Genomic DNA, 22712 nt, shown 5'->3' on the forward strand with positions numbered 1-22712 from the left:
AGATGAGTCAAAGTGATTCAAAAGAAAAAAAAGCAGTGCTAGGATTATTTATTACAATTGTTGGTTTATTATTAATTATTTTGATTACGTCACTTGGTTATATTCGAGCATCACGGCCGATGCGACAAGCAAGGGCCGAGGCGATTGAACTAGCCAATCAACACGTTAAGCTCGCATCTGTTGATCAATTTTATTGGTTTACCCGAGAAGCGACTTATTTTAGCTTAGTTGGTGAAGATGCTAAAGGTCAAGAAATTGTGGTAATTATTCCCAAGAGTGGTGAAGAAATCTTGATAAAAAAACAAGAGGAAGGCATTACTGAAGAGGAAGCAAAAGGAATTGTTCGAACCGAATTTCCAAATGAACGAATAAAAAAAGTGACATTAGGTATGTATCAAGAGCAAATCGTCTGGGAAGTTATGACTAAAGTCTCAGAAGAAGAACATTATTATTTATTAGCTTTTAGCGATGGCGCTTTAATTAAGAGCATCCCATCGATAGAATAATCGAAAAAATAGGGAGGATGGAATGAAATGAAATTATCAAAACGAGCACAAAATTTAAAACCTTCAGTTACGTTAGCAGCGTCCGCAAAAGCCAAAGAATTAAAAGCACAAGGCTTAGATATCTTAAGTGTGACTTTAGGAGAACCTGATTTTTCGACACCTAAAAACATACAAGAGGCAGCAATTGCTGCTATTCAATCAGGGAAAGCAAGTTTTTATACACCAACAGCAGGAATCCCAGAGTTGCGCCAAGCGATTGTGGAGTATATTGAAAAATATTACGGACTAACTTATACACCGGCGCAAACGCTTGTTACAGACGGAGCGAAATTTGCTCTTTATGCGTTATTCCAAGTGATTTTAGATGAAGGTGATGAGGTCATCATTCCAGTCCCTTATTGGGTAAGCTATGCAGAACAAGTGAGTCTTGCTGGTGGGACACCGATATTTGTGGAAGGGTTAGAAGCCAATCAGTTCAAAGTAACGGTGGACGATTTAGAACATGCTCGCACAACCAAAACACAAGCAGTTGTCTTAAATACACCATCCAATCCAACCGGTATGATTTATACGAAAGACGAACTCCAAGCAATTGGGGAATGGGCTGTGGCGCATGATATTCTAATTGTAGCCGATGATATTTATGGTCGACTTGTATATGGTGATGCAGAATTCACCCCAATTGCCACAATTTCTGAGGCGATTCGTCAACAAACAATGATTATTAACGGGGTGTCAAAAACGTACTCAATGACGGGGTGGCGCATCGGTTTTGCCGTAGGTAATATTGAATTAATTAAAGCTATGACCGATATAGCTTCACAGGCAACAAGTAATCCGACAGCAGTTAGTCAATATGCGGCAGTTGAAGCTTTGACTGGCCCTCAAGATTCCGTTGAAACGATGCGACAAGCATTTGAGGAGCGTTTAAACAAGCTCCATGCGCTTGTTGTTGAAATCCCTGGATTTACTTGTGCCAAACCACAAGGAGCCTTCTACCTGTTCCCAAACGTCAAAGAAGCCCTAGATATGTGTGGCTATACAGACGTGACAACCTTTACAGATGATTTATTAAATGAAGCGCACGTTGCTCTCGTCACAGGTGCCGGTTTTGGTGCTCCTGAGAATATCCGCATTAGTTATGCTAGTGATTGGGATACTTTAGAAGAAACTGTAAAAAGAATTAAAGCTTTTGTTGAAAAAAAGCGCCAAAAGTAATACACTTTTAAAGGATGTTTAAGTTTACAGAAATGGAGAGATACAAGTGAAACAAATTCAAATTATTGATGCCAAACACCATGTTGGTGAAACAGTCCAAATTGGTGCATGGATCGCAAACAAGCGTTCAAGTGGGAAAATTGCTTTCTTACAACTAAGAGATGGGACAGCGTACTTCCAAGGAATTGTTGTAAAAAGTGAAGTAGGAGAAGAAGTTTTCCAAACAGCAAAAAACCTTCATCAAGAAACATCAGTATTAGTTACTGGTGAAATTCGTGAAGATAGCCGTTCGAAATTTGGTTACGAAATTGGAATTGAGAATATCGAAGTGGTTGGTGAAAGTAATGAATATCCGATTACTCCAAAAGAGCATGGTACTGAATTCTTGATGGACCACCGTCATTTATGGTTACGTTCTTCAAGACAACATGCGATTATGCAAATCCGTAATGAAATTATTCGTGCGACGTATCAATTTTTCAATGATCGTCATTTCGTTAAAATCGATCCACCAATTTTGACAGGATCAGCGCCAGAAGGAACAACAGACTTATTTGAAACGGATTATTTTGATCAAAAAGCGTATTTATCACAATCTGGTCAACTATACTTAGAAGCAGCAGCAATGGCTTTTGGTAAAGTCTTCTCATTTGGTCCAACTTTCCGTGCAGAAAAGTCAAAAACACGTCGTCACTTAATTGAGTTTTGGATGATGGAACCTGAAATGGCTTTTACAACACAAGAAGAAAGCTTAGTTGTTCAAGAAGAATACGTAGCATTCCTTGTGCAATCTGTTTTAGATAACTGTGACTACGCATTAGATGTTTTAGGACGCGACCGTAGTGTACTTGAAAAATATACGAACTTACCGTTCCCAAGAATTTCTTATGACGATGCAGTGAAAATGTTAAATGACAATGGCTTTGATGATATTACGTGGGGCGATGATTTTGGTTCACCGCACGAAACGTTTATTGCGAACTCATTTGATCAACCAGTCTTCATTTTAAACTATCCAAAAGCAATTAAACCATTCTACATGAAGCCACATCCAACACGTGAAGACGTTGTGATTTGTGCAGATATGATTGCGCCAGAAGGTTACGGTGAAATTATTGGTGGTTCAGAGCGTGCAACGGACTATCAATATGTCTTAGAAGAAATTCGTCGCTTTGGTTTAGATGAAAAAGAATATGAATGGTATCTAGATTTACGTAAATACGGTTCTGTTCCTCATTCTGGCTTTGGTTTAGGCTTAGAACGTGCTGTAACGTGGATTTCAGGTATTGAACACGTTCGTGAAGCAAGTCCATTCCCGCGCTTGTTAAACCGCTTGTATCCATAATTAGACTTAATAGTGTTGATGAAGGCTTTTTGGCCCGATTCAACACTTTTTATTTTGAGTGATGTTATTGAAAGAATTTACGGAATTTTCAGATAACTAAAACTTGTGTTTGTAGGTCATACATGTTATAAATATTAAAACCAATATTTTTGAAAAATACTAGGAGGCTGCTATTATGATACAAGAATTAGTTGTTGGGAAAAGTTACGAAATACAAACCAAAAATTTTCATCGTTCCTTTGTAGGGAAAATTATCGATTTATCTAAAGAACGCATTTTAGTTGAAATTGAGCAGTTATCTTTGATTGATAGTGAAAATTTTGCAGTACATGCGCAAGTTGAAGTCGAACGCTTGGATATAAAACGCCAATTAGAAGATGATTATTTTTTTAGTTAATAAAATGTGAACCATTAAGTTTAGAAACTCTGAAAGGGTGGAAGGCTTAATGGTATTTTTATTCGAAATAAAAGATGTGATGTTATTTTAAATAAAATGAAGAAACTGTTTTCCTTTTATTAATATTTGATGACATTTCCAACAATTCCTCAACTTTATGTTATAGTTTTCTTTATAGCGAACAATCTAGAAAGTAGTGAATAATGTGTTTTTTATGATAGTTATATTATTTATTTTATTATGGCGTTATCTTGTGAAACAGAGAAAATCGAAGAAGAGTACATTTTTTTTCGTGAGTTTTTTCGCAGTATTAATGAGTTCTGTGGCAACGTTAATTCTTTGGCGATCGTTCGGGAGAAGACTACTGAATATTCCCGCACTATTGATTCCTTTCACTAATGATAATTTAAGCAATACGGTCTTGTCTTTAATTGCTGCGGGGACGACTCTACTGTTTATATTCAGTATAGATTTTCTTGTCTCACGAGAGTATTTGTTGAAAAAATCAAAGATAAAAATATATCAATGGATTCTATTTGCCATATCAGGACTTTTGATTTTCTTAGCAATATTATTATATATGAGCAGTACGTGGGCAATGGTGACATTTAACAATGTGACTTTTGATCAAATGATGTATTTGTTTAGCCAACCACTTACCGGGACAGATCCCCGCCAAATTATTGAATACTTGGTAAATCCATTATTAACTACGATTTTTTATACCATGCTGATTTTGACATCTTGCTACGTAGTTTTGTTTTATCGAATTTCTTTAAAGAGGAGAGAGAGTAAGAAACGTTTAGATCCTAGTTTTGTTATTTTATTTTTCCTGAGTGTTATATCTGTTGGAGGAAGTGTCGTATTAAGTGTTAATGAAATCGGTTATGAGGACATTAAAGCCTATTATTTCGAAGACTCAAAACTCTATAATCAATATTATATAAAACCCGAGGAGTCGACGTACGTTTTCCCTGAAAAAAAGCGGAACCTAATCTATATCTTCTTAGAGTCACTGGAAAGTAGCTACACTTCCAAGGAGTTGGGAGGGGTAAAAGATGAGAACTTAATTCCGAACCTTACCAACATGGCGTTAGATAAAGGGGTCCATTTTTCAAATGGGGAATATTTAGGAGGAATGCTACCTATCCCGGGTGCAAGTCACACAGCAAGTGCAATGGTTGCACAAACAGCAGGAATCCCATTAAAAACTGCTAGTGGCGTAAATTTACACGTCAATAATTATGGTAAGGATGGGGAAACCTTTCTACCTGGCGCGTATTCATTAGGAGAGATATTAGAAACAGAAGGATACAATCAAGTGTTATTCTTTGGATCGGACGCTGCTTTTGCAGGTAGGGATAAGTACTTTCAACAACATGGAAATTATGAAATAAGAGACTATAACTGGGCAAAAGAAAAAAAATTAATTCCCGAAGATTATAAAGTTTGGTGGGGGTATGAAGATGCAAAAATGTTTGAATTTGCTAAGGAAACGTTAAGAGAATTGGGAAGTCAATCAGAGCCGTTTAATTTCACTTTATTGACTGCGGATACGCATTTTGAAGACGGTTATTTAGATGAAAGCACACCCAACATATTTGACGATCAATATAGTAACGTGATTCATAATAGCGATCAGCAAATACTGTCGTTTATTGAATGGATTGAGACACAATCATTTTATGAAGACACGACAATTGTTGTCGTGGGAGATCACTTGACTATGGACAAAGACTTTATGCGAGATACTCCAGAAAGCTATCAGAGAACGATTTATAATCTTTTTCTAAATACAGGCTATCCCACCGGTATAGAAACAAATCGCTTGTTTTCAGCTGTAGATATGCTACCGACCACACTATCAGCAATGGGTGTTGAGTTATCAAATAATCGCTTAGGTTTAGGGGTTGATTTGTTCTCAGAAGAAGATTCCATGATTGAAAGTTTGGGATATGATGCTTTTTATACAGAACTAATGAAACGCTCTACTTTTTATGAAAGAAATTTCATGAAAGGGACAGATTTAAAGCAAATTTTAAACAATCAAGCGAAATAATGTAAAAAGACAGCAATTTTTTGAAAATAACGAAGTGAACTTTGCTTGTTTGGTATTTTTAGTGTAAAATTTCTAGCAGAATGAAGATTAAAGGTGAATAAATGATGAATCAAAAAAACAATATAAAAGTTAAGTTAACAATGGTAACGAAGCAGTATGATTTGTATAAACGAAAATCAGATAAAGTGAAATCATTATTTAAATTTTCGCAAAAGAATGTTCCCCATTTTTGGGGATTAAAAGGGGTCAATTTAGAAGTCTATGCTGGAGAATCAGTGGGTTTAATTGGAATTAATGGTTCTGGTAAATCGACACTATCTAATATTTTGGCAGGAATTATCCCACAAACAACGGGTGAGATGGTTATCGAAGGGGAAACATCAATAATCGCGATCAATGCGGGTCTAAAGCCGCAACTAACGGGAATTGAAAATATTCGTTTAAAGTGTTTAATGAATGGTTTTACGCATGAAAAAATTGACAGTATTATGGATGATGTTATTGCATTTGCAGACATAGGAGAGTTTATCAATCAACCAGTCAAGAATTATTCAAGTGGAATGCGCTCACGATTGGGATTTGCTATTGCTGTTCACCACGATCCAGATATATTGATTATTGATGAGGCATTGTCCGTAGGTGATGATACTTTTTATCAAAAATGTGTCGATCGAATCATGGAATTTAAAGCACAGGGAAAAACAATATTCTTTGTTTCTCATTCTTTAACTCAAATTGAAAAATTATGCGATAAAGTGGTTTGGATGCACTATGGCGATGTGCGAGAGTTTGGAGAAACAGCAGAAGTTGTTGATAAATATCGAAAGTTTATTGATTGGTTTCGAACAATATCAGCGGAAAGAAAAAAAGAATACCAAGATGAATTTAAAGAAAGACAGATGAATTTTAGTGTTGAGGCGATTGAAGAAATTATTGAGCGACAAGGCTTGGATGAGGCTGCAATCAAAGGCCCTGAAATTGGAACGATGTCTTTATTTACCAAAATATTTGTGGGTATTTTAGTGATGATGCTCTTTTTCTTTGGCACGTTGCATATTTCAAATAAATCATTCAAATCGTTATTTAGTCAAGAATCGTTACACGAACAAGTACAAACAATGTCGGTTTTACATGATGATTTGAATAATGAAGAAGGTTGATAGTTATTTTTAAGCAAATATATATGCGTCTTGTTGCGTCATATTCACAGATCCTTTCGATGTTTAAAATAAAAAATCGTGTCATTTATTTGATGAGTTTTCCTGACAATGATAAAGGTTTTATTGAAGAGCTAGGAAAACAAGTAGAAGTCATCGTACTCTATAAAAAAAAATGTAAAGCAGAAGTTCTGCGATTAAAAAAACAAGGGATCCGAGCTTACCCACTAGATCATGCGATTTATTTTGTTGTGAGAGTCATTCCATTACTAACACAAAGTCGGATAATTATTATTGATAATTATTTTCCTGTTTTAGGTGCGTTAAAAAAAAGAAATCAAACCATTATTCAAATTTGGCATGCCATTGGTGCAATCAAAAAATTTGGCTTAGAAGATAAGCAAACGGTCTTCAAAACAACAACAGATATCACACGATACACACAAGTTTATCAAGCAATTGATAAATATGTGGTTGCCTCGAATAATATGGGGAAAGTTTTTGAACGTAGTTATGGAGCGAAAGAGGAGCAATTACTTTATTTTGGCTTACCACGTGCAGACCACTTAGCTCAACAAATCCAATGCCAAGTTGATAAGAAACAGAAAAAACAAATCTTGTATGCTCCGACCTACCGTGAAGATCAAGAGGAGCTACCACCACTTGATTTAAAACGATTAGAAAAAGAATTATCAGATGAATATCACTTGATTATTAAGTTGCATCCACATATTCAACATTTAATGAAAAATAAACAAGATACAGATTTTATTACATGGCATCGCAGTGATCAAGGTTTAGATGAACTCATTCAAAAGTCAGATGTTTTGATAACTGATTATTCATCTGTCGTATTTGATTACAGCTTATGGAACCCTTTAGCACCGATTATTTTCTTTTGGTACGATCAAGAAGAATATGATGAATTAATTGGAATCCAAAACGGATTATTAGACATGGAATTATTTATTCCTGCGAGGAATACAGCTGAAATAATCGAACAATTGATGAACCCAAAAGTAATGGTATCAGAAACGTTAAATAAAACATGGAACAGTTACAATGATGGGGCGTCAACACAACGTTTGATTGATTATATTTTAGAAATACTAGGAGAAACAAAATGAAGAATACGGAAAAAATATTAGGAATACCAGTCGACGTAATAGAATTAGATGCAATGATGGAAGAGGTTCCTAATTACCTTCGTAAGAGTAAAAAAATGTTGCTCACAAGTATCAATCCACAAATACTATTGATGGCAAAAAAAGATAAAGAAGTACAAGAATATTTGCTAACTTCAACGCATCCCTTCCCTGATGGTATCGGTATTATCAAAGTATCGAAATGGACAGGTGGGGCAATAAAACATCGAGTAGCAGGTATTGATGTTATGATGGAGTTACTTAAAATTGCGACTAGATTGGAACAATCAGTTTTTCTTTTTGGCGCGCATCCTGACATTGTTCGTAAAGCCGTAGAGAATATTAAGAATGACTATAAAGGTATAAAAATAGCAGGTTATATCGATGGTTATACGACAAAAACAGACGCAGAAATTGTTCAAATAATTAATGAAAGTCAGGCAAAGATTCTATTTGTTGCTTTAGGGTCCCCACGACAAGAAAAGTGGTTATTAAAGCATTATAATCAATTAAACAGCGTGATATTTCAAAACGTTGGGGGATCATTTGATGTATTGAGTGGTGAGGTAAAGCGCGCACCACAATGGGTGATTCAATTGAATTTGGAGTGGTTATATCGCTCACTTTCAAATCCTAAAAGGTTTCACCGTATTTTACAATTGCCAGTGTTTGTAGTTGAAGCGCTGTTTTGGAAAATCAGACATAGAGATGAATAAAGGAGTCAAATAAAGTGAACGATGTCAAAAGAGTATTATTTGAGCAAATAAAAAATTTCGGAACGATTATTCGAATTTCGAAGTATGAAGAACGAGCAACATATCAGAGTCACTACTTAGGTTTGGTGTGGCAGTTTTTAAATCCAGCTATTCAAATAGGAATTTATTATTTGGTATTTGGTATCGGAGTTAACAGAGGAAGATTAATGGAAGGGACCCCCTATATTATTTGGATGTTAATCGGAATCATTGCTTGGTTCTTTATTAATAATTCACTCTTAGGTGGATCCAATAGTATCTATTCTAAAGTTGGTATGGTTTCTAAGATGAAATTTCCAGTAAGTATTTTACCTACAGTAAATATTGCAAGCAATTTTGTTAGTTATCGAGCGATGATGGGTGTTTTAATGGCCTCTATGTTTATTTTCAAAGTCTATCCAACGATTTACTGGCTACAATACTTATACTATTTCATTTGTATGATGGCATTTCTATTTGCATTCGGTATTTTAAATTCAACAATCACCGTTTTAGTCAGAGATTATCACATTATGCTGCAGTCTGTCTTAAGATTACTGTTTTACTTATCCGGTGCAATTTGGAACTTTCAGACATTAATACAAGGTGAGGAGCACCGATGGTTTATTCGTGTATTAGAATTAAATCCAATTTATTATATTATTGAAGGATTTAGAGATTCTTTTTTATCAAAAGCGTGGTTTTTTGAAAAAGGCACACAGACAATCTTTTTTTGGTCAATTATTACGTTAATTATGATTGTTGGATCGCATTTACATATGAAATTCCGTGCGCGTTTTGTTGACTTTATTTAATACGAGGAGGAATATAAATGATATACGCTCAAATTCTAGCGGCAGGTAAAGGGACCCGAATGGGAAATGTCAGTATGCCCAAACAGTTTCTATCAATCAAAAATAAACCAATCTTAATTCATACAATTGAAAAATTTATTATGATTGAGGAGTTTTCAAAAATTATCATTTCTTGTCCAGAGGCTTGGATGGAATATACAAAAGATATTATCGATAAATATATTAGTGATGACCGTATCGAATTAGTGGCAGGTGGAAAAGAGCGCAATGATACGTTAATGAATAGTATTCGATTCATTGAAGAAAATTATGGTTTAAATGACGAGGACGTTATTATTTCTCATGATGCTGTCCGTCCATTTGTTACTAGAAGAATTATTAAAGATAATATTGAAAAATTAAAGCAATACCGAGCAGTCGATACAGTGATTCCTGCTTTTGACACGATCGTTCGAGGGGCGGATGGCGAATTAATTGATATTCCGATTCGAGAGGAAATGTATCAAGGACAAACACCACAATCCTTTAATATCAAGACGTTTGTTGAAAGCTATGGCAGACTAACAGAAGAAGAAAAAAATATTTTAAGTGACTCTTGTAAAATTATTTTATTAGCAGGTGAAAAAGTTGCTATGGTACAAGGAGAAAGTTACAATATTAAAATTACAACACCGTATGACTTAAAAGTTGCAAATACGATTGTAGAGGAGCGCGATTAGATGTTAAACCAAGTGTATCGACTCGTATCGCCAAGACAGTTTGAATCGATTGCAGTTAACGAAGAGTTAAAAGATGAGACAATCATTGTTAGACCGACATATTTGTCGATTTGTCATGCGGATCAACGCTACTTTACGGGTAGTAGAGATAAGGCAATACTTGCAAAAAAATTACCTATGGCACTAATTCATGAAGGGATTGGAGAGGTCATTTTTGACCCTAAAAATGAGTATCAGCGTGGGGACATTGTAGTAATGGTACCAAATACGCCGATAGAAGAAGATCCAGTTATTCATGAAAATTACTTGCGTAGTTCTAAATTTCGCTCGAGTGGTTATGATGGATATATGCAAGAGTATGTTTATTTACGACGCGATCGAGCGGTTCGTCTGCCTGTAGATTTTGATTTTGAGATGTCTGCCTTCATTGAACTTGTGTCGGTGGCTTATCATACAATTGAACGTGCTGAAGCAAGAATGAATGATGATCGTTCTGTTTTCGGAATTTGGGGAGACGGTAATTTGGGGTATATTACCTCACTGTTGCTAAAATATAAATACCCAAATTCAAAAATTATTGTTTTTGGGAAACATGAATTAAAATTGGATTATTTCTCATTTGCTGACAAGGTTTATTTGGTCAATCAGATTCCAGAAAGTGTTGAAATCAGTCATGCTTTTGAATGTACTGGAGGAATGGGTAGCCAGTACGCAATCAATCAAATTATTGACATTATTAAGCCTGAAGGGGTTATCGCTTTAATGGGGGTTTCTGAAAACAACATTGAGGTGAACACACGGATGGTTTTAGAAAAAGGATTGGTACTCATCGGGAGTAGTCGAAGCAGTGTGCAAGATTTTCAAGCAACAGTAGACTTTCTTGAGTTACACCCAGGTGCAAGAAGACGATTGAAGAATCTAATTGGATTAGTTAAAACAGTTAAAACAATTAATGATATTATCGATTGTTTTGATGAAGATCTCGTGACCACATGGGGAAAAACGGTTATGAAGTGGGAAATATAAGCTGATGAAACTTTCTTTATTACAAAAATCAATCCATTATTTGTATCATTTTTTTTCAAGAATGACACGCACGAATTACGATAAAGTAACCTTCTGTACGAATCGCAGTCAAGAGCTGACTGGAAATTTAAAAAATATCTATTTAGAGTTTAAAAAACAAAAAGATGTACAGATAAAAGTTATCTGCTTCAATTATAATCGAAGTATTATTGGGCGCGTACAATATTTATGGTATTCAATCATATCTATTTACCACTTAGCAACATCGAGAGTTTTTATTATCGATGATTATTTTTTACCTATTTATTGTATCGAATCTAAAAGAGATGAAAATATTGTGATTCAAGTCTGGCATGCAATCGGACACTTGAAGCGATACGGATTAAGTATTGAAAAAAACCGAAAAAGTCGCTTGAAGCACCATTCGAATTATGATTGGGTTTTAGCTAATTCTCATGCAGATATTGATGCATTAAGTCAATCATTTGATATTACTAGGAATCAAATTGTTGTGACAGGTGCACCGCGCTTAGATGATTTGATTAAAGTAAATCATCTTGAAAAAAAAGAGAATGTTTATCAAATCCTGTATGCACCAACATATCGTGATGCGACTGATGAAGATCCAGCTTACAAGTATATTAATGCTTTTTTATTAGAATTCTCGAAACAGTCTTTTAAAATACCAACGAAACTCTATGTTTCTTTACATCCTTACTTGAAGATTGAAAAGATTCATAATCACTTCTCAGACAATATCATCATTTTTCAAGATACTGCACAATCAAGTAAGTTGTTAAAAGAAGTGGATTGTTTTATTACAGATTATTCCTCTCTTTTACTTGACTATAGTTATTTTGAAAAACCAATTAAAATTTACGCTCCTGATTATGATCAATATACTCGAGAAGTTGGCTTCTTTGTAGATTACCAATCTTATTTAGACTTACCAATTTCCAAGAATGCGGAAGAACTAGTAGCGAATTTAAATGAGTATTCTATTGAGGAGCGGATGAGTGTTGCTCGCTTAAAAAAAGAAAATTTTCCATTCTTGGATGGATTGAATAGTCAAAGAAGTTATCAATTTATAAAAAAACTTTTAAAAGATAGATAAAGCGGGTTGTAAAATGAAGAAAGAAAAAGTTTCAATCATCGTACCAATGTATAATGTTGCGGAATATATCACAGACTGCTTAAAAAGTATATTGAATCAGACGTATTTATCAATTGAAATCATACTGATAGATGACGGTTCAACGGATGACACATTACAAATTGCTAATGATGTGACAAAGAATGAGGAAAAAGTTTTTATTTACTCGACAGATAACCATGGACCAGCACATGCGCGGAATTTCGGTATTCAACGGGCAACGGGAGAATACATAATGTTCGTGGACAGTGATGATTACTTGCCCCCAAAAGCTGTGAATAGTCTTGTGGAGGCTGCAATTTTAGATAACAGTTTATTAGTTGTTGGGCGTACAGTGAGAACAAATGGGGATAAGACTTGGGATGTAGCTTCGCATCAGAAATATCAATTAAATCAAACACGTAAAAAAGTTAACATTGAAAAATGTCCAGAGCTTTTTTTTGCGATTGGACCCGCTGCTAAGTTGTATCATCACAGTTTGATAGACAATCAAACATTCGATGAGTCGATACGTTTTGCCGAGGATCAGTTATTTGTGTTACAAACGTATCTAAAGGCAAAAAAGATAAGTATAGTTTCAGAAATTGTTTATTATTATCGTGTTCGGCAGACAGCTAATCAGTCACTTACGCAAACATACTCAAAACAAGCATATGAGAACTTAAAAAATATATTGATGATTATTAATCAAGCTTGTGAGCTCATTTATGAGCAAAATAATTATTCTCAAAATGAAAAAGAACAATTATTTATTGCTTATGTTAATCGTCTATGTGAAATTGAGCTTAGAGTTTTATTTAAATCGATTTATCGTCAAGAAGGGAAGCAACAAAAAAAGTTTTTTCAGAGTTTTTTAAAGGGAATAGAAAAAAAGCCGGCTATTTTTGAATTACTAGTGAATCAGTCTGTCGGCTTTAATAATTACATTAAGAACGAACTATATCAGTTTTATTTTTTAATTAAAAAACAGGCTTTTCCTTCATATATAAAAATTGTTAAACAGATTAACCTTTGGCAAAAAGAGGATACTGAGTCTGATTTAACAACGAAAATTATCGCTTCAAATGGGAGCCAAACGAAGATATTATCGTTAAAATTAATGACTGCGTTAAATTATTTAGTAAGCAGATTAGGTAGGAGAATGAAATGAGTTATCAAGTTATACAACAGTCTAAGATACAAAATCCAATAATATCAATTGTTACCCCAACATATAATGTTGAGGCTTTTATTGAAGAACAAGTTAATTCGTTAGTGAATCAAGATTTACCAGGTGTAGAACTAGTTATTGTGGACGATGGATCGAGTGACAACACACTGAGCATTTTAAAACAATTAGGTGAAAAACACCCAGAAATTACACTCGTTTCACAAGAAAATCAAGGACCATCAAGAGCACGGAATGTGGGATTAGAATTGTTTAGAGGTGAGTACCTCTATTTTGTGGATGCAGATGATATCGTGCCTTCAGGAGCCTTAAAGGCATTGTATGAGGCAGCTCAAGCAGAAGGAGCAGATATTGTTACTGGACGATCATTAAGTTTTAATTCAACTGGATCTTGGTACATTGGGGGACACTATAATGCAGGACTATTTAATGAAGGTATGCGTTCTTTTGCCACGAACCCCGAACTTGTCTATTCTTTAGGTCCAGCAAGTAAACTTTATAAACGTAAAATTATAGAAAATTTACGTATGCCTGAAAATATTAAAATTGGTGAAGACCAACCTTTTGTTTTAGAGGCGTTATTAAGAAGTCAGAAAATATATACAATCGATGCAATTGTATATAATTATCGCTCTCGTGAAACAGATGAAGCGTCGTTATCACAAATCGTATCAGTAGATCCTTTGATTGCTTTCTTGGAAATACGCAAGAGTTTGTTTGTTAGCTTGCCGTTATTTAAGAAATATCTAACCAACCAATATGTTTATTTGGATGCACTCAAAACATACTTTGAACGGGTAGTTCGATTCGATTTATGGCCGTCGATACGTGAAGTTCTAAAATTACAAGATGGGTCGATTCAAAAACAAGTTTTTTCAGAACTCATCGGTATTACAAAAGAACTACCTGAAGAGCTATTCGCAGAAAATATTTTTTATTTCCAAATGCTAACAGTTGAAATGGTGGAGCGCTATAAATTTATCCAAAAAGAGGCACACGGGGAATATATTCGCCTATTAAAAACATTATTTGACAAGATTGAGTCTGGAGTGTTTAGCGCCATGCAAGACAATGTCCGAATATCCGAAGCATATAGGAAGATGTCAGCATTAAAGCAATCTGTAAAATATCAAACAACGCTCCCAATCTTCTTGTTTTTAGCTAAGCGACGTTTGGTGAAAGAATCAAAGATATTATCACGCAAAGCTAAAACGTTTATTCAAAGTAGAACGCTGACTAAAGTGATGTATCCTATATATCGTTTAGTCCTTCCAAAAACAAAAGTTTTATTTTTAACAAATAAAGAAGCTAACTTGACAGGAACATTCCGTATGGTATATGACGAAGTCCGTAAGCATGAAGAACTGACTAATGATATCCGTTGCCATTTAAAAACAAATACTCGTTCTTTTTCTGCTCAAAGAAAGCTCTTAAAAGATGTTGCAAGTGCGAAATACATTTTTTTAGATGACTATTATCGTCAAATATACGGATTAAAAACTTCTAAAAAAACAGAAGTCATCCAATTATGGCATGCAGCAGGTGCGTTTAAGAAATTTGGATTTGGCGCAATAGGTAGTCTGGAATCTAATACAGTTGAATTTGAAATGGCTGCTCATCAAAACTATACAAAAGTTATTTGCTCCTCGAAGGAAGTTGTACCCTATTATGCAGAAGCTTTCCATGTGGCTGAAAGTCAAGTGCTGCCTTTAGGGGTGCCACGTGCAGATAAACTTTTAGACGAAGAATATCGAACGTTTATTCACAATAGATTTTTACGCAAGCATCCTCAGGTTCGGGGACGTAAGGTCATTACTTATGCACCTACTTTTAGAGGAGGACCAAAAGTCCGTCAACAATTTAAGATGATGTTAAATCTACGTAAATTTGTGGATCATTTTTCGGATGAATATATTTTAGCGATTAAAATGCATCCTTCAGTGAGTAAATCACAAGGGGTACCATTTGATCTAAAAGATGATATTTTAAATTTAAGTGCGATGGATATGAATGACTTGCTTATTTCGACGGATGTCTTGATTACAGATTATTCATCAGTTATCTTTGATTACTCTTTATTGAATAGACCGATCATTTTTTATGCGTATGATTTGGAAGAATATATCGCAGAACGTGATTTTTATTATGAATATCAAGACTTTGTACCTGGACCTATCGTACGAACAAATGAAGAATTATTCAATCAAATTGATCATTTAGATGAGATTAATTTACAACAAGTTGAAAAATTTAAAAATACATTCTTTGATCAATTAGATGGGCAGTCTGCAAAAAGGATAGTCGATTCGATTCTTTAAAAGAGAACCAATAAAATAAAAGGAAAATAGCGCCGTACAATCTTTAAAGGTAATCTAGAGATTAATACTTTGTTGTATTCCTTTTATTTTGTTTGTAAAGGAATATTGACGTACTCAAATGGAATCAAATATGGTTATAGAAATCGGTAGAAAATATTCTACCGATTTTTTCTTTTTATTGATAAACCAATCTTTGAATAAATATCGATAACTCTTATTGGTATTATCTAAAGTAGTGGAATCATGTTAAAATTTTTAGGTGAAGATTTTTTTAATGCTCTCGAAGACATGGGTTTCAAGTAAATCTAAATATGTATGAATGATTAAATTTATTTATCCAGAAGGACAGCTGACACAATTGTTTTTTAAAGCTTGTTAACCAAATGTCTACACTGATAAAGTCTTTACTTTATCAGTGTAGACTCTCTTTTTGTTTAAAAAAAGCAAAAAGTGTTGAAAGAAAATCTCATGAAAATTTCCTATCAACACTTATTTTTTTAATTAAACAATTTGTTAATATTTCTGATAATATATTTTTCGAAAATAGTTGCTAGAATGACTGTGCCGATAAAACTAATGATAAAGAAGATAACATAGTGATCGTCTACGCCATAATGAGCGAGGATAGTCATTGGAATACGTTGTAAAATATAGATAGTGAACACTTTTTTACCTAAAAACTCTAAAAAAGAATTATTTAATTGAACTTTCTGAGTAATTAATAAGAGGAGCACGGTAAAAGTTGTGATCCAAATAGTATAAACTTCGATACCACTAGCATAGCGTGGAAATAACGTTTTTGAGCTAATTATAAAAATAATAAATAGTGTGATGAAAAATATTAAATCGCTTTTCAAAAACCGATCGATAGAGGGTTTGAAATATGAATAGAAAAGACCAATTGAAAAGCATATCATTGTGTTGTATGTATAACCTGGTCTATCCAGTAATATTTGAATATATACAGTACCAATTGTTAAAATAAAAGTTGTAGTGATTGCTAGAAGGTAGTTGTGTTTCCAAATTTTAAAGGAAATAAAAACAATAATATAAAGTAATAATATAGCTGTTATGTACCAATTACTATTACCAATAGAGGTCCAGCTTGTTAAGGCTAACAGAGTGTGTTTGATAGGATAACTTCTTTTGATAAATAAATTTAATACAAAATAAAATAAGAGAGCGGCGTTAAAATAAAATTCATTTTTTCATATCCTTTCATAAAAATTTGAATGAATAGACTCTCTTATAAAGTTTGTTACGTCAAAAGTATAGATTTTAATAGTATGGCATTAAATTGAGTGGGAAATTAATAATTAATAAAGCTTATTAAAAAAAAACAGTTTTTTTATTCGATTGTTTTACTCTTTCTCGCTTTCGTGTATAATGGTACAAGTTAGTTACCCCGAAAGTGAGGAGGAGTTGTTTTGTCTAACGAACAACACGAGGAGAAATCAATGAAAGATAAAGTGATGGATTCCTTAAAAGCATCTGAAAAAGAAGAAAATGAGACATCTAAAAATAATTCAGATAAACAAGCAACACGAACAAGTTCACGTAATGATAAGAATAAAAAAATAAAATCGACTACATCTGCGGTTGATACTCCAAAGAAGCGACGTCAAAAAGAAGACAAGATTGTTAGTCGGATTGCCACGATTGTAGTTGTAACGCTACTTATCGTCTTGTCAATTTCAGGTTATTCATTTTATCGTCATGTGACCGAGAGTTTAGCGCCGTTTGATAAAGAAAATAAAGAAATGGTATTCGTTGAAGTCCCGGTTGGCTCATCGAATAAAATGATCGGTAATATTTTAGAAGACCACAAAATAATTAAAGACGGCACCATTTTTAATTTCTTTACTAAGTTTAACAATTATAGTGGATTTCAAGCGGGACGTTATCAATTCTCACCAAGCATGACGTTAGATGAGATTAGTCAACAATTAAAAGAAGGTGGTTTAGCAGCGGATCAAGCCGATGCGCGCTTAACAATCCCGGAAGGCTATGATATTAATCAAATTGGTGATATTTTAGAAAAAGAGACATCCTTCAAAAAAGCTGACTTTATTGCTTTAATGACCGATGATGCATTCTTTGACAAATTAATGAAACAATACCCGGAGTTGCTTACAGATGCTTCGGAAGCTAAAGGCGTTCGTTATCGTCTAGAAGGCTACTTATTCCCGGCAACTTATGATTACTTTGAAGGGATGGCAATCGAAGACTTTGTTAGCCCAATGGTCGGAAAAACCAATGAAGTATTGAGTGCCTACTATGAACAAATCGAAGAAAGTGATTGGAATGTTCATGAGGTCTTAACCCTTGCGTCACTTGTAGAAAAAGAAGGGGTAGAAGACATGGATCGCCGAATGATTGCGCAAGTGTTCTTCAACCGATTGGCAATCGATATGCCGTTGCAATCAGATATTGCTATTCTTTATGCGCTAGGGGTTCATAAAGAACTCGTCACTTATGCGGACTTAGAAGTTGATTCTCCTTATAACTTATATAAACATACTGGCTTTGGACCAGGGGCGTTTAATAACCCAGGAGAAAATGCGATTCAAGCCGTTTTAAATCCAGAAAAGAATTCTTATTATTACTTCGTGGCGGATTTAGCAACTGGAAAAGTATATTTCTCAGAAACGCTTGAGGAACATAATCGCCTTGTTGAACAGTATGTAAATAAGTAATTTGAAGAAAGTAGTTTACATTTAAATAAAAGAATGGTAACCTTTTGTGGACTCAAGCAAAAGGTTACTTTTATCTTTTAATAAAGAAAATAAATGAGTAATTGAAACAAAAGGAGATAGTGTTATTATGGTAGAAAAAGTATATCCAATGACTGAAGAAGGTAAAGCGAAGTTAGAGCAAGAATTAGAGGAACTAAAGACTGTTAAACGCGGAGAAATTATTGAGCGTATTAAGGTAGCCCGTAGTTTTGGTGACTTATCAGAGAACTCAGAATACGAATCAGCAAAAGATGAACAAGCTTTTGTAGAGGGCCGTATTACGACTTTAGAAACAATGATTCGTTTTGCGCAAATTATTGATAATAATAATGTGAATCAAGATGAAGTTTCAATCGGTAAAACGGTTGCCTTTGTTGAATTGCCAGATGGTGATGAGGAAGAGTACACGATTGTGGGAAGTGCAGAAGCAGATCCCTTCGCAGGTAAAATCTCGAATGACTCTCCGATTGCAAGAGCCTTAATTGGTAAGAAAATTGGCGATGAAGTAGCGATCTCAACACCAGGTGGCGACATGCAAGTTAAGATTGTCCGTGTAAATTAAGAATAAATTCGATAAAATAGGAATCAGTCATTTAGACAATTCCTATTTTTTCTTGTATTTTTCAGACTTAAGATGGATGAAAAATATCAGGGAGTTGTTACAATGAGTAAGATAATGAGAGAAATCTGTTTATAAAAATGTTTCTACAAGGAGGTAACGTAAATGAATAGACCTTGGCGTTTTTTTCTAGTTGTTGAAAGTTTAATTGCACTACTTGTATTGTGGCAATTAATGCAAAATATATCTGTTATTTTAATGATTATTTTAGGTAGTATTTTAATTTATCGCGGACAAAAAAACAAAAACAATACAAAATGGTCAAACGGGCCCTTCTTATTAGGTGTGATGCTTGTTTGTTTTAGTGTTTTGTATCTACCAGCTGTTTGGTTTATGCTCATTTTCGCCGTATTATTTATTGGTTTAAAAGGCGTGGAATTATCAGGGGTTTCTCTCAGGAAGAAGAATGTTTATCTAAAAAAAGAGATGATTATCGTTGAAGGCGTGGAACCGTTAGATCATAGTGGGGAAATCAAAAAACAAGCCATTTTTGGCAATCAGCGAATCGGTAAGCAAATCTATGAATGGAACGATATGAACTTGTTAGTTGCAAGCGGAGATACGATTATTGATTTAGGGAATACAATCTTACCCAAAGCCGAGAACATCATTGTCGTACGTAAGGGAATCGGTCGAACACGTATTCTAGTCCCTTCAGGCGTTGGTATTCAGTTAGATTGTAGTGTATTTGCTGGAAAAGTGATTTATAAAGATGAAAAAATCGAGCTTCGTAACGAACGATTAACACTTTATAGTAGAGATTTTGAACAGACCGCACGTAAAATTAAGATTATCTCAAATACCCTCATTGGTGATGTCGAGGTGATTGAAATATGATGAAGCGAAGTCCAAAAGTTTTTATTGCACTTTACAGTGGCGTATCGACATTTCTCTTACTACTACTTGTTTCAACATCGTCGTATTGGTTTACTACGGGGAAAGAAAAGCAAATTGCACAATTATTTCAAATTAGGATATTGTGGCTACCAATGATTTTTTATTTGTTTGTTTTATCGGTTATTGCTGGATTGGTTATTTTTGTCTTATTATCATTTTATCAAACGCGATTGTTAGCACCCATCGAAGAAAAACTACGTTTATTAGCGGGTGGAAATTTTGATAATCCGATTCTAGACCAACCGATGCTTTATTCTCCAACGAATCAGACGTTGTTTGAGATGGATAATGATATATATATGGTCAAAATGAAACTAAAAGAAGTGTTATCTGAACTGCAGACGGTGAATAGTCGTCCGCATCTGATTGATGGTATTTCTAAAGAAGAGTTATTAGAAGGTGAGCGTCATCGTTTGGCTAGAGAATTACATGATTCGGTGTCTCAACAGCTATTTGCAGCGATGATGTTATTAGCGACACTGAATGAAATGGAAGAAGAGAAGCCTACGATGTACCAAAGACAGCTACAGATGATTGCTGAAGTTGTGAACGCCGCACAATCAGAAATGCGCGCCTTATTGCTTCACCTACGTCCGGTTACTTTGGAAGGTAAGACATTGACTGAAGGGATTAAGCAATTGTTGCTCGAATTAAAAACAAAAGTAAATATTGTGTTAAAATGGGAACTGGAAGAAGTTGTTATGCCGCTAGCTACAGAAGATCAGTTGTTTCGAATGATTCAAGAGTTATTATCCAATACATTACGTCATGCAAAAGCTTCTGAATTGGAAGTTTACTTGAACAAGGTCAATCAATCAATTTTATTAAGAATCGTCGATGATGGTGTTGGATTTAACGTTGAAGATCAAAAAAATAAGGCTGGTAGTTACGGCTTAATGAATATTCGAGAGCGAGTTGCAAGTTTAGGTGGGTCGCTAAAGATTATTAGTTTTTCAAATCAAGGCACGAGTGTTGAAATAAAAATACCGCTATTAGGAGGGGATAACGAATGATAAAAGTATTGTTAATTGATGACCATGAAATGGTCCGGTTGGGCGTGTCATCTTATTTATCAATTCAAGAAGATATTGAGGTTGTTGGTGAAGCTGAAAACGGTCTGATTGGTTTTAATAAAGCACTGGAGTTACGACCCGATGTAATTCTAATGGATTTAGTAATGGAAGTTATGGATGGTATCGAATCAACAACGAAAATTTTAAGTGAATGGCCTGAAGCGAAGATCTTAATTGTTACGAGTTTTATTGACGATGAAAAAGTTTATCCAGCAATTAAGGCTGGAGCTAGTGGTTACTTATTAAAAACATCAACTGCTAGAGAAATAGCAGATGCCATTCGTTCCACCAAACGCGGTGAACGGGTGATTGAACCAGAAGTTACAACAAAAATGGTCAATCATTTGGCACGACCGCCAAAAGAATTGCATGAAGATTTAACAAAGAGAGAGCATGAAGTGTTATTATTAATTGCAGATGGACGAAGCAATCAAGAAATCGCTGATTTGTTGTTTATTACATTGAAGACAGTAAAAACACACGTATCAAATATTTTAGCAAAGCTTGAAGTGGAAGATCGCACACAAGCCGCAATTTATGCATTTAAGCATCACTTAATTAAGTAATTGAGGGGAGTTAGCAAAGTGAAACAAAACTATGCAATTATCGGACTAGGTCGTTTTGGTGGTAGTATTTGTCGTTCTTTAGTAGAATCAGGGCAAGAGGTCTTAGTCATTGATAGCAATGAAGATCGAGTAAATGAATATATGAATATTGCGACTCATGCCGTGGTAGGAAATGCTCAAGATGAGATGACCTTACGTTCGCTAGGGATTCGCAATTTTGATCATGTGATTGTTGCAATTGGCGAAGATATTCAGGCGAGTATCTTGGTTACCTTAATGTTAAAAGAGATGGGCGTTCCCAATATTTTAGCAAAGGCTCAAAACGAATACCATGCACGCGTACTTGAGAAAATTGGAGCAGATAAGGTAGTCCATCCAGAACGAGATATGGGCGTACGTATTGCGCATAATCTTGTATCTAAAAATATTCTTGAATTTATTGAATTATCGGATGAGTTCTCATTGGCAGAAATCCGTGTGACGAATCCTAAGTTTTTCAATAAAACATTAATCGATTTGAACTTCCGTCAAAAGTACGGCTTGACGGTTGTAGCGATTCGTCGTGGGACTGGAAAAGTTGTGGTATCACCGGATGCTTCGGAAGTTGTAAGAGAATATGATAATTTACTCGTTATCGGAACAGCGGATGACGTAGACATGCTTGATGAAAAAATTAACAAATGATCTAAAAATAGATATGAGGTGTAGGCGAAGTGAAAGTTACAGTAACTCCAGAAGTCTTAGAATGGTTTAAAAAAGAAATAGTTATTGATTCGCACCAAGGAATTCGTTTTTTTGGTAAAGTTTATGGAAGTACGCAAGTGCATGAAGGTTTTTCAGTTGGAATGTCAGTCGATCAACCAGAACGTCCGTTGTATCAAACGACCATTGATGGTGTCCTCTTTTTTGTAGAGGAAAGTGACGATTGGTTCTTTCAAGGGTACAACATGCAAGTAAATTATAACGAGCAGTTAAAAGAGCCTGCATATTCTTTTTCTGAAATCAATGAGTCAAACGACTAGATAAATAAAGCACTTGAAATCAACTCTGACAATGAATTGA

21 protein-coding genes are annotated in these 22712 nt (G+C 34.6%); all 21 read left to right on the top strand.

The window, feature by feature from the left end; genetic code table 11:
* Positions 1-2: 2 nt before the first annotated feature.
* The 21 genes from IEV09_RS00725 (at position 3) to IEV09_RS00825 (ending at position 22672) form a co-directional block, all read left to right on the top strand.
* Positions 3-506, top strand: coding sequence for a cell wall elongation regulator TseB-like domain-containing protein (locus tag IEV09_RS00725; protein ID WP_188366347.1), 504 nt, complete (start codon positions 3-5; stop codon positions 504-506).
* A 27-nt stretch (positions 507-533) separates the two neighbouring features.
* Positions 534-1724 carry a pyridoxal phosphate-dependent aminotransferase gene (locus tag IEV09_RS00730; RefSeq protein WP_188366348.1) on the top strand — a complete coding sequence of 397 codons (1191 nt, stop codon included), beginning with the start codon at positions 534-536 and terminating at the stop codon, positions 1722-1724.
* A gap of 46 nt (positions 1725-1770) precedes the next feature.
* A complete protein-coding gene (gene asnS, locus IEV09_RS00735) occupies positions 1771-3069 on the top strand; it encodes an asparagine--tRNA ligase (protein WP_188366349.1) in 1299 nt (432 codons plus the stop codon).
* 175 nt (positions 3070-3244) lie between these two features.
* Positions 3245-3466, top strand: coding sequence for a hypothetical protein (locus IEV09_RS00740; RefSeq protein WP_188366350.1), 222 nt, complete (start codon positions 3245-3247; stop codon positions 3464-3466).
* Between the two features lie 253 nt (positions 3467-3719).
* Positions 3720-5525, top strand: coding sequence for an LTA synthase family protein (locus tag IEV09_RS00745; RefSeq protein ID WP_229731635.1), 1806 nt, complete (start codon positions 3720-3722; stop codon positions 5523-5525).
* A 101-nt stretch (positions 5526-5626) separates the two neighbouring features.
* Positions 5627-6685, top strand: coding sequence for an ABC transporter ATP-binding protein (locus IEV09_RS00750; protein WP_209651414.1), 1059 nt, complete (start codon positions 5627-5629; stop codon positions 6683-6685).
* Between the two features lie 59 nt (positions 6686-6744).
* Positions 6745-7809 (top strand): CDP-glycerol glycerophosphotransferase family protein, encoded by a 1065-nt coding sequence (locus IEV09_RS00755; protein ID WP_188366352.1) that lies wholly within the window; start codon positions 6745-6747, stop codon positions 7807-7809.
* On the top strand, positions 7806-8543 hold the full coding sequence (locus IEV09_RS00760; RefSeq protein ID WP_188366353.1) for a WecB/TagA/CpsF family glycosyltransferase: 738 nt from the start codon (positions 7806-7808) through the stop codon (positions 8541-8543). The genes IEV09_RS00755 and IEV09_RS00760 overlap by 4 nt, the downstream gene beginning before the upstream one ends.
* 14 nt (positions 8544-8557) lie before the next feature.
* On the top strand, positions 8558-9376 hold the full coding sequence (locus IEV09_RS00765; RefSeq protein ID WP_188366354.1) for an ABC transporter permease: 819 nt from the start codon (positions 8558-8560) through the stop codon (positions 9374-9376).
* Positions 9377-9393: 17 nt separating this feature from the next.
* Complete coding sequence (locus IEV09_RS00770) at positions 9394-10095, top strand: IspD/TarI family cytidylyltransferase (RefSeq protein WP_188366355.1); 702 nt, start codon at positions 9394-9396, stop codon at positions 10093-10095.
* Entirely contained in the window at positions 10096-11121 is a 1026-nt protein-coding gene (locus tag IEV09_RS00775) for a ribitol-5-phosphate dehydrogenase (protein WP_188366356.1), read from the top strand.
* A 4-nt stretch (positions 11122-11125) separates the two neighbouring features.
* On the top strand, positions 11126-12235 hold the full coding sequence (locus IEV09_RS00780; RefSeq protein ID WP_188366357.1) for a CDP-glycerol glycerophosphotransferase family protein: 1110 nt from the start codon (positions 11126-11128) through the stop codon (positions 12233-12235).
* Positions 12236-12248: 13 nt separating this feature from the next.
* Positions 12249-13424, top strand: coding sequence for a glycosyltransferase family 2 protein (locus IEV09_RS00785; protein WP_188366358.1), 1176 nt, complete (start codon positions 12249-12251; stop codon positions 13422-13424).
* The gene (locus IEV09_RS00790) at positions 13421-15760 is read left to right on the top strand and encodes a bifunctional glycosyltransferase/CDP-glycerol:glycerophosphate glycerophosphotransferase (protein WP_188366359.1); all 2340 of its coding nucleotides are present in this window, start codon (positions 13421-13423) and stop codon (positions 15758-15760) included. The genes IEV09_RS00785 and IEV09_RS00790 overlap by 4 nt, the downstream gene beginning before the upstream one ends.
* Before the next feature lie 1427 nt (positions 15761-17187).
* A complete protein-coding gene (gene mltG, locus IEV09_RS00795; protein ID WP_188366360.1) occupies positions 17188-18456 on the top strand; it encodes an endolytic transglycosylase MltG in 1269 nt (422 codons plus the stop codon).
* 127 nt (positions 18457-18583) lie between these two features.
* A complete protein-coding gene (gene greA / locus IEV09_RS00800; RefSeq protein WP_245329598.1) occupies positions 18584-19057 on the top strand; it encodes a transcription elongation factor GreA in 474 nt (157 codons plus the stop codon).
* Between the two features lie 162 nt (positions 19058-19219).
* On the top strand, positions 19220-19951 hold the full coding sequence (gene liaF, locus IEV09_RS00805) for a cell wall-active antibiotics response protein LiaF (protein WP_188366361.1): 732 nt from the start codon (positions 19220-19222) through the stop codon (positions 19949-19951).
* The gene (locus tag IEV09_RS00810; protein WP_188366362.1) at positions 19948-21024 is read left to right on the top strand and encodes a sensor histidine kinase; all 1077 of its coding nucleotides are present in this window, start codon (positions 19948-19950) and stop codon (positions 21022-21024) included. The genes liaF and IEV09_RS00810 overlap by 4 nt, the downstream gene beginning before the upstream one ends.
* Positions 21021-21650, top strand: a complete 630-nt coding sequence (locus IEV09_RS00815; RefSeq protein WP_188366363.1) for a response regulator transcription factor — start codon at positions 21021-21023, stop codon at positions 21648-21650. Before IEV09_RS00810 ends, IEV09_RS00815 begins: the two co-directional genes overlap by 4 nt.
* 18 nt (positions 21651-21668) lie before the next feature.
* The gene (locus IEV09_RS00820; RefSeq protein ID WP_188366364.1) at positions 21669-22334 is read left to right on the top strand and encodes a potassium channel family protein; all 666 of its coding nucleotides are present in this window, start codon (positions 21669-21671) and stop codon (positions 22332-22334) included.
* Positions 22335-22363: 29 nt separating this feature from the next.
* The gene (locus tag IEV09_RS00825) at positions 22364-22672 is read left to right on the top strand and encodes a HesB/YadR/YfhF family protein (protein WP_188366365.1); all 309 of its coding nucleotides are present in this window, start codon (positions 22364-22366) and stop codon (positions 22670-22672) included.
* The last annotated feature ends 40 nt before the right edge of the window (positions 22673-22712 follow it).

Origin of the sequence: Enterococcus alcedinis, from assembly GCF_014635985.1 — a bacterium.
In the GTDB taxonomy this organism is placed as follows: Bacteria; Bacillota; Bacilli; order Lactobacillales; family Enterococcaceae; genus Enterococcus_I; species Enterococcus_I alcedinis.

Bases quoted from the DNA above. Each gene is read 5' to 3' on its own strand.
- IEV09_RS00780 (WP_188366357.1), top strand. From the start codon at position 11,126: ATGAAACTTTCTTTATTACAAAAATCAATCCATTATTTGTATCATTTT.
- IEV09_RS00725 (WP_188366347.1), top strand. From the start codon at position 3: ATGAGTCAAAGTGATTCAAAAGAAAAAAAAGCAGTGCTAGGATTATTT.
- IEV09_RS00740 (WP_188366350.1), top strand. From the start codon at position 3,245: ATGATACAAGAATTAGTTGTTGGGAAAAGTTACGAAATACAAACCAAA.
- IEV09_RS00755 (WP_188366352.1), top strand. From the start codon at position 6,745: ATGTTTAAAATAAAAAATCGTGTCATTTATTTGATGAGTTTTCCTGAC.
- IEV09_RS00785 (WP_188366358.1), top strand. From the start codon at position 12,249: ATGAAGAAAGAAAAAGTTTCAATCATCGTACCAATGTATAATGTTGCG.
- IEV09_RS00790 (WP_188366359.1), top strand. From the start codon at position 13,421: ATGAGTTATCAAGTTATACAACAGTCTAAGATACAAAATCCAATAATA.
- IEV09_RS00730 (WP_188366348.1), top strand. From the start codon at position 534: ATGAAATTATCAAAACGAGCACAAAATTTAAAACCTTCAGTTACGTTA.
- IEV09_RS00750 (WP_209651414.1), top strand. From the start codon at position 5,627: ATGATGAATCAAAAAAACAATATAAAAGTTAAGTTAACAATGGTAACG.
- greA (WP_245329598.1), top strand. From the start codon at position 18,584: ATGGTAGAAAAAGTATATCCAATGACTGAAGAAGGTAAAGCGAAGTTA.
- IEV09_RS00760 (WP_188366353.1), top strand. From the start codon at position 7,806: ATGAAGAATACGGAAAAAATATTAGGAATACCAGTCGACGTAATAGAA.
- IEV09_RS00810 (WP_188366362.1), top strand. From the start codon at position 19,948: ATGATGAAGCGAAGTCCAAAAGTTTTTATTGCACTTTACAGTGGCGTA.
- IEV09_RS00815 (WP_188366363.1), top strand. From the start codon at position 21,021: ATGATAAAAGTATTGTTAATTGATGACCATGAAATGGTCCGGTTGGGC.
- liaF (WP_188366361.1), top strand. From the start codon at position 19,220: ATGAATAGACCTTGGCGTTTTTTTCTAGTTGTTGAAAGTTTAATTGCA.
- IEV09_RS00770 (WP_188366355.1), top strand. From the start codon at position 9,394: ATGATATACGCTCAAATTCTAGCGGCAGGTAAAGGGACCCGAATGGGA.
- IEV09_RS00775 (WP_188366356.1), top strand. From the start codon at position 10,096: ATGTTAAACCAAGTGTATCGACTCGTATCGCCAAGACAGTTTGAATCG.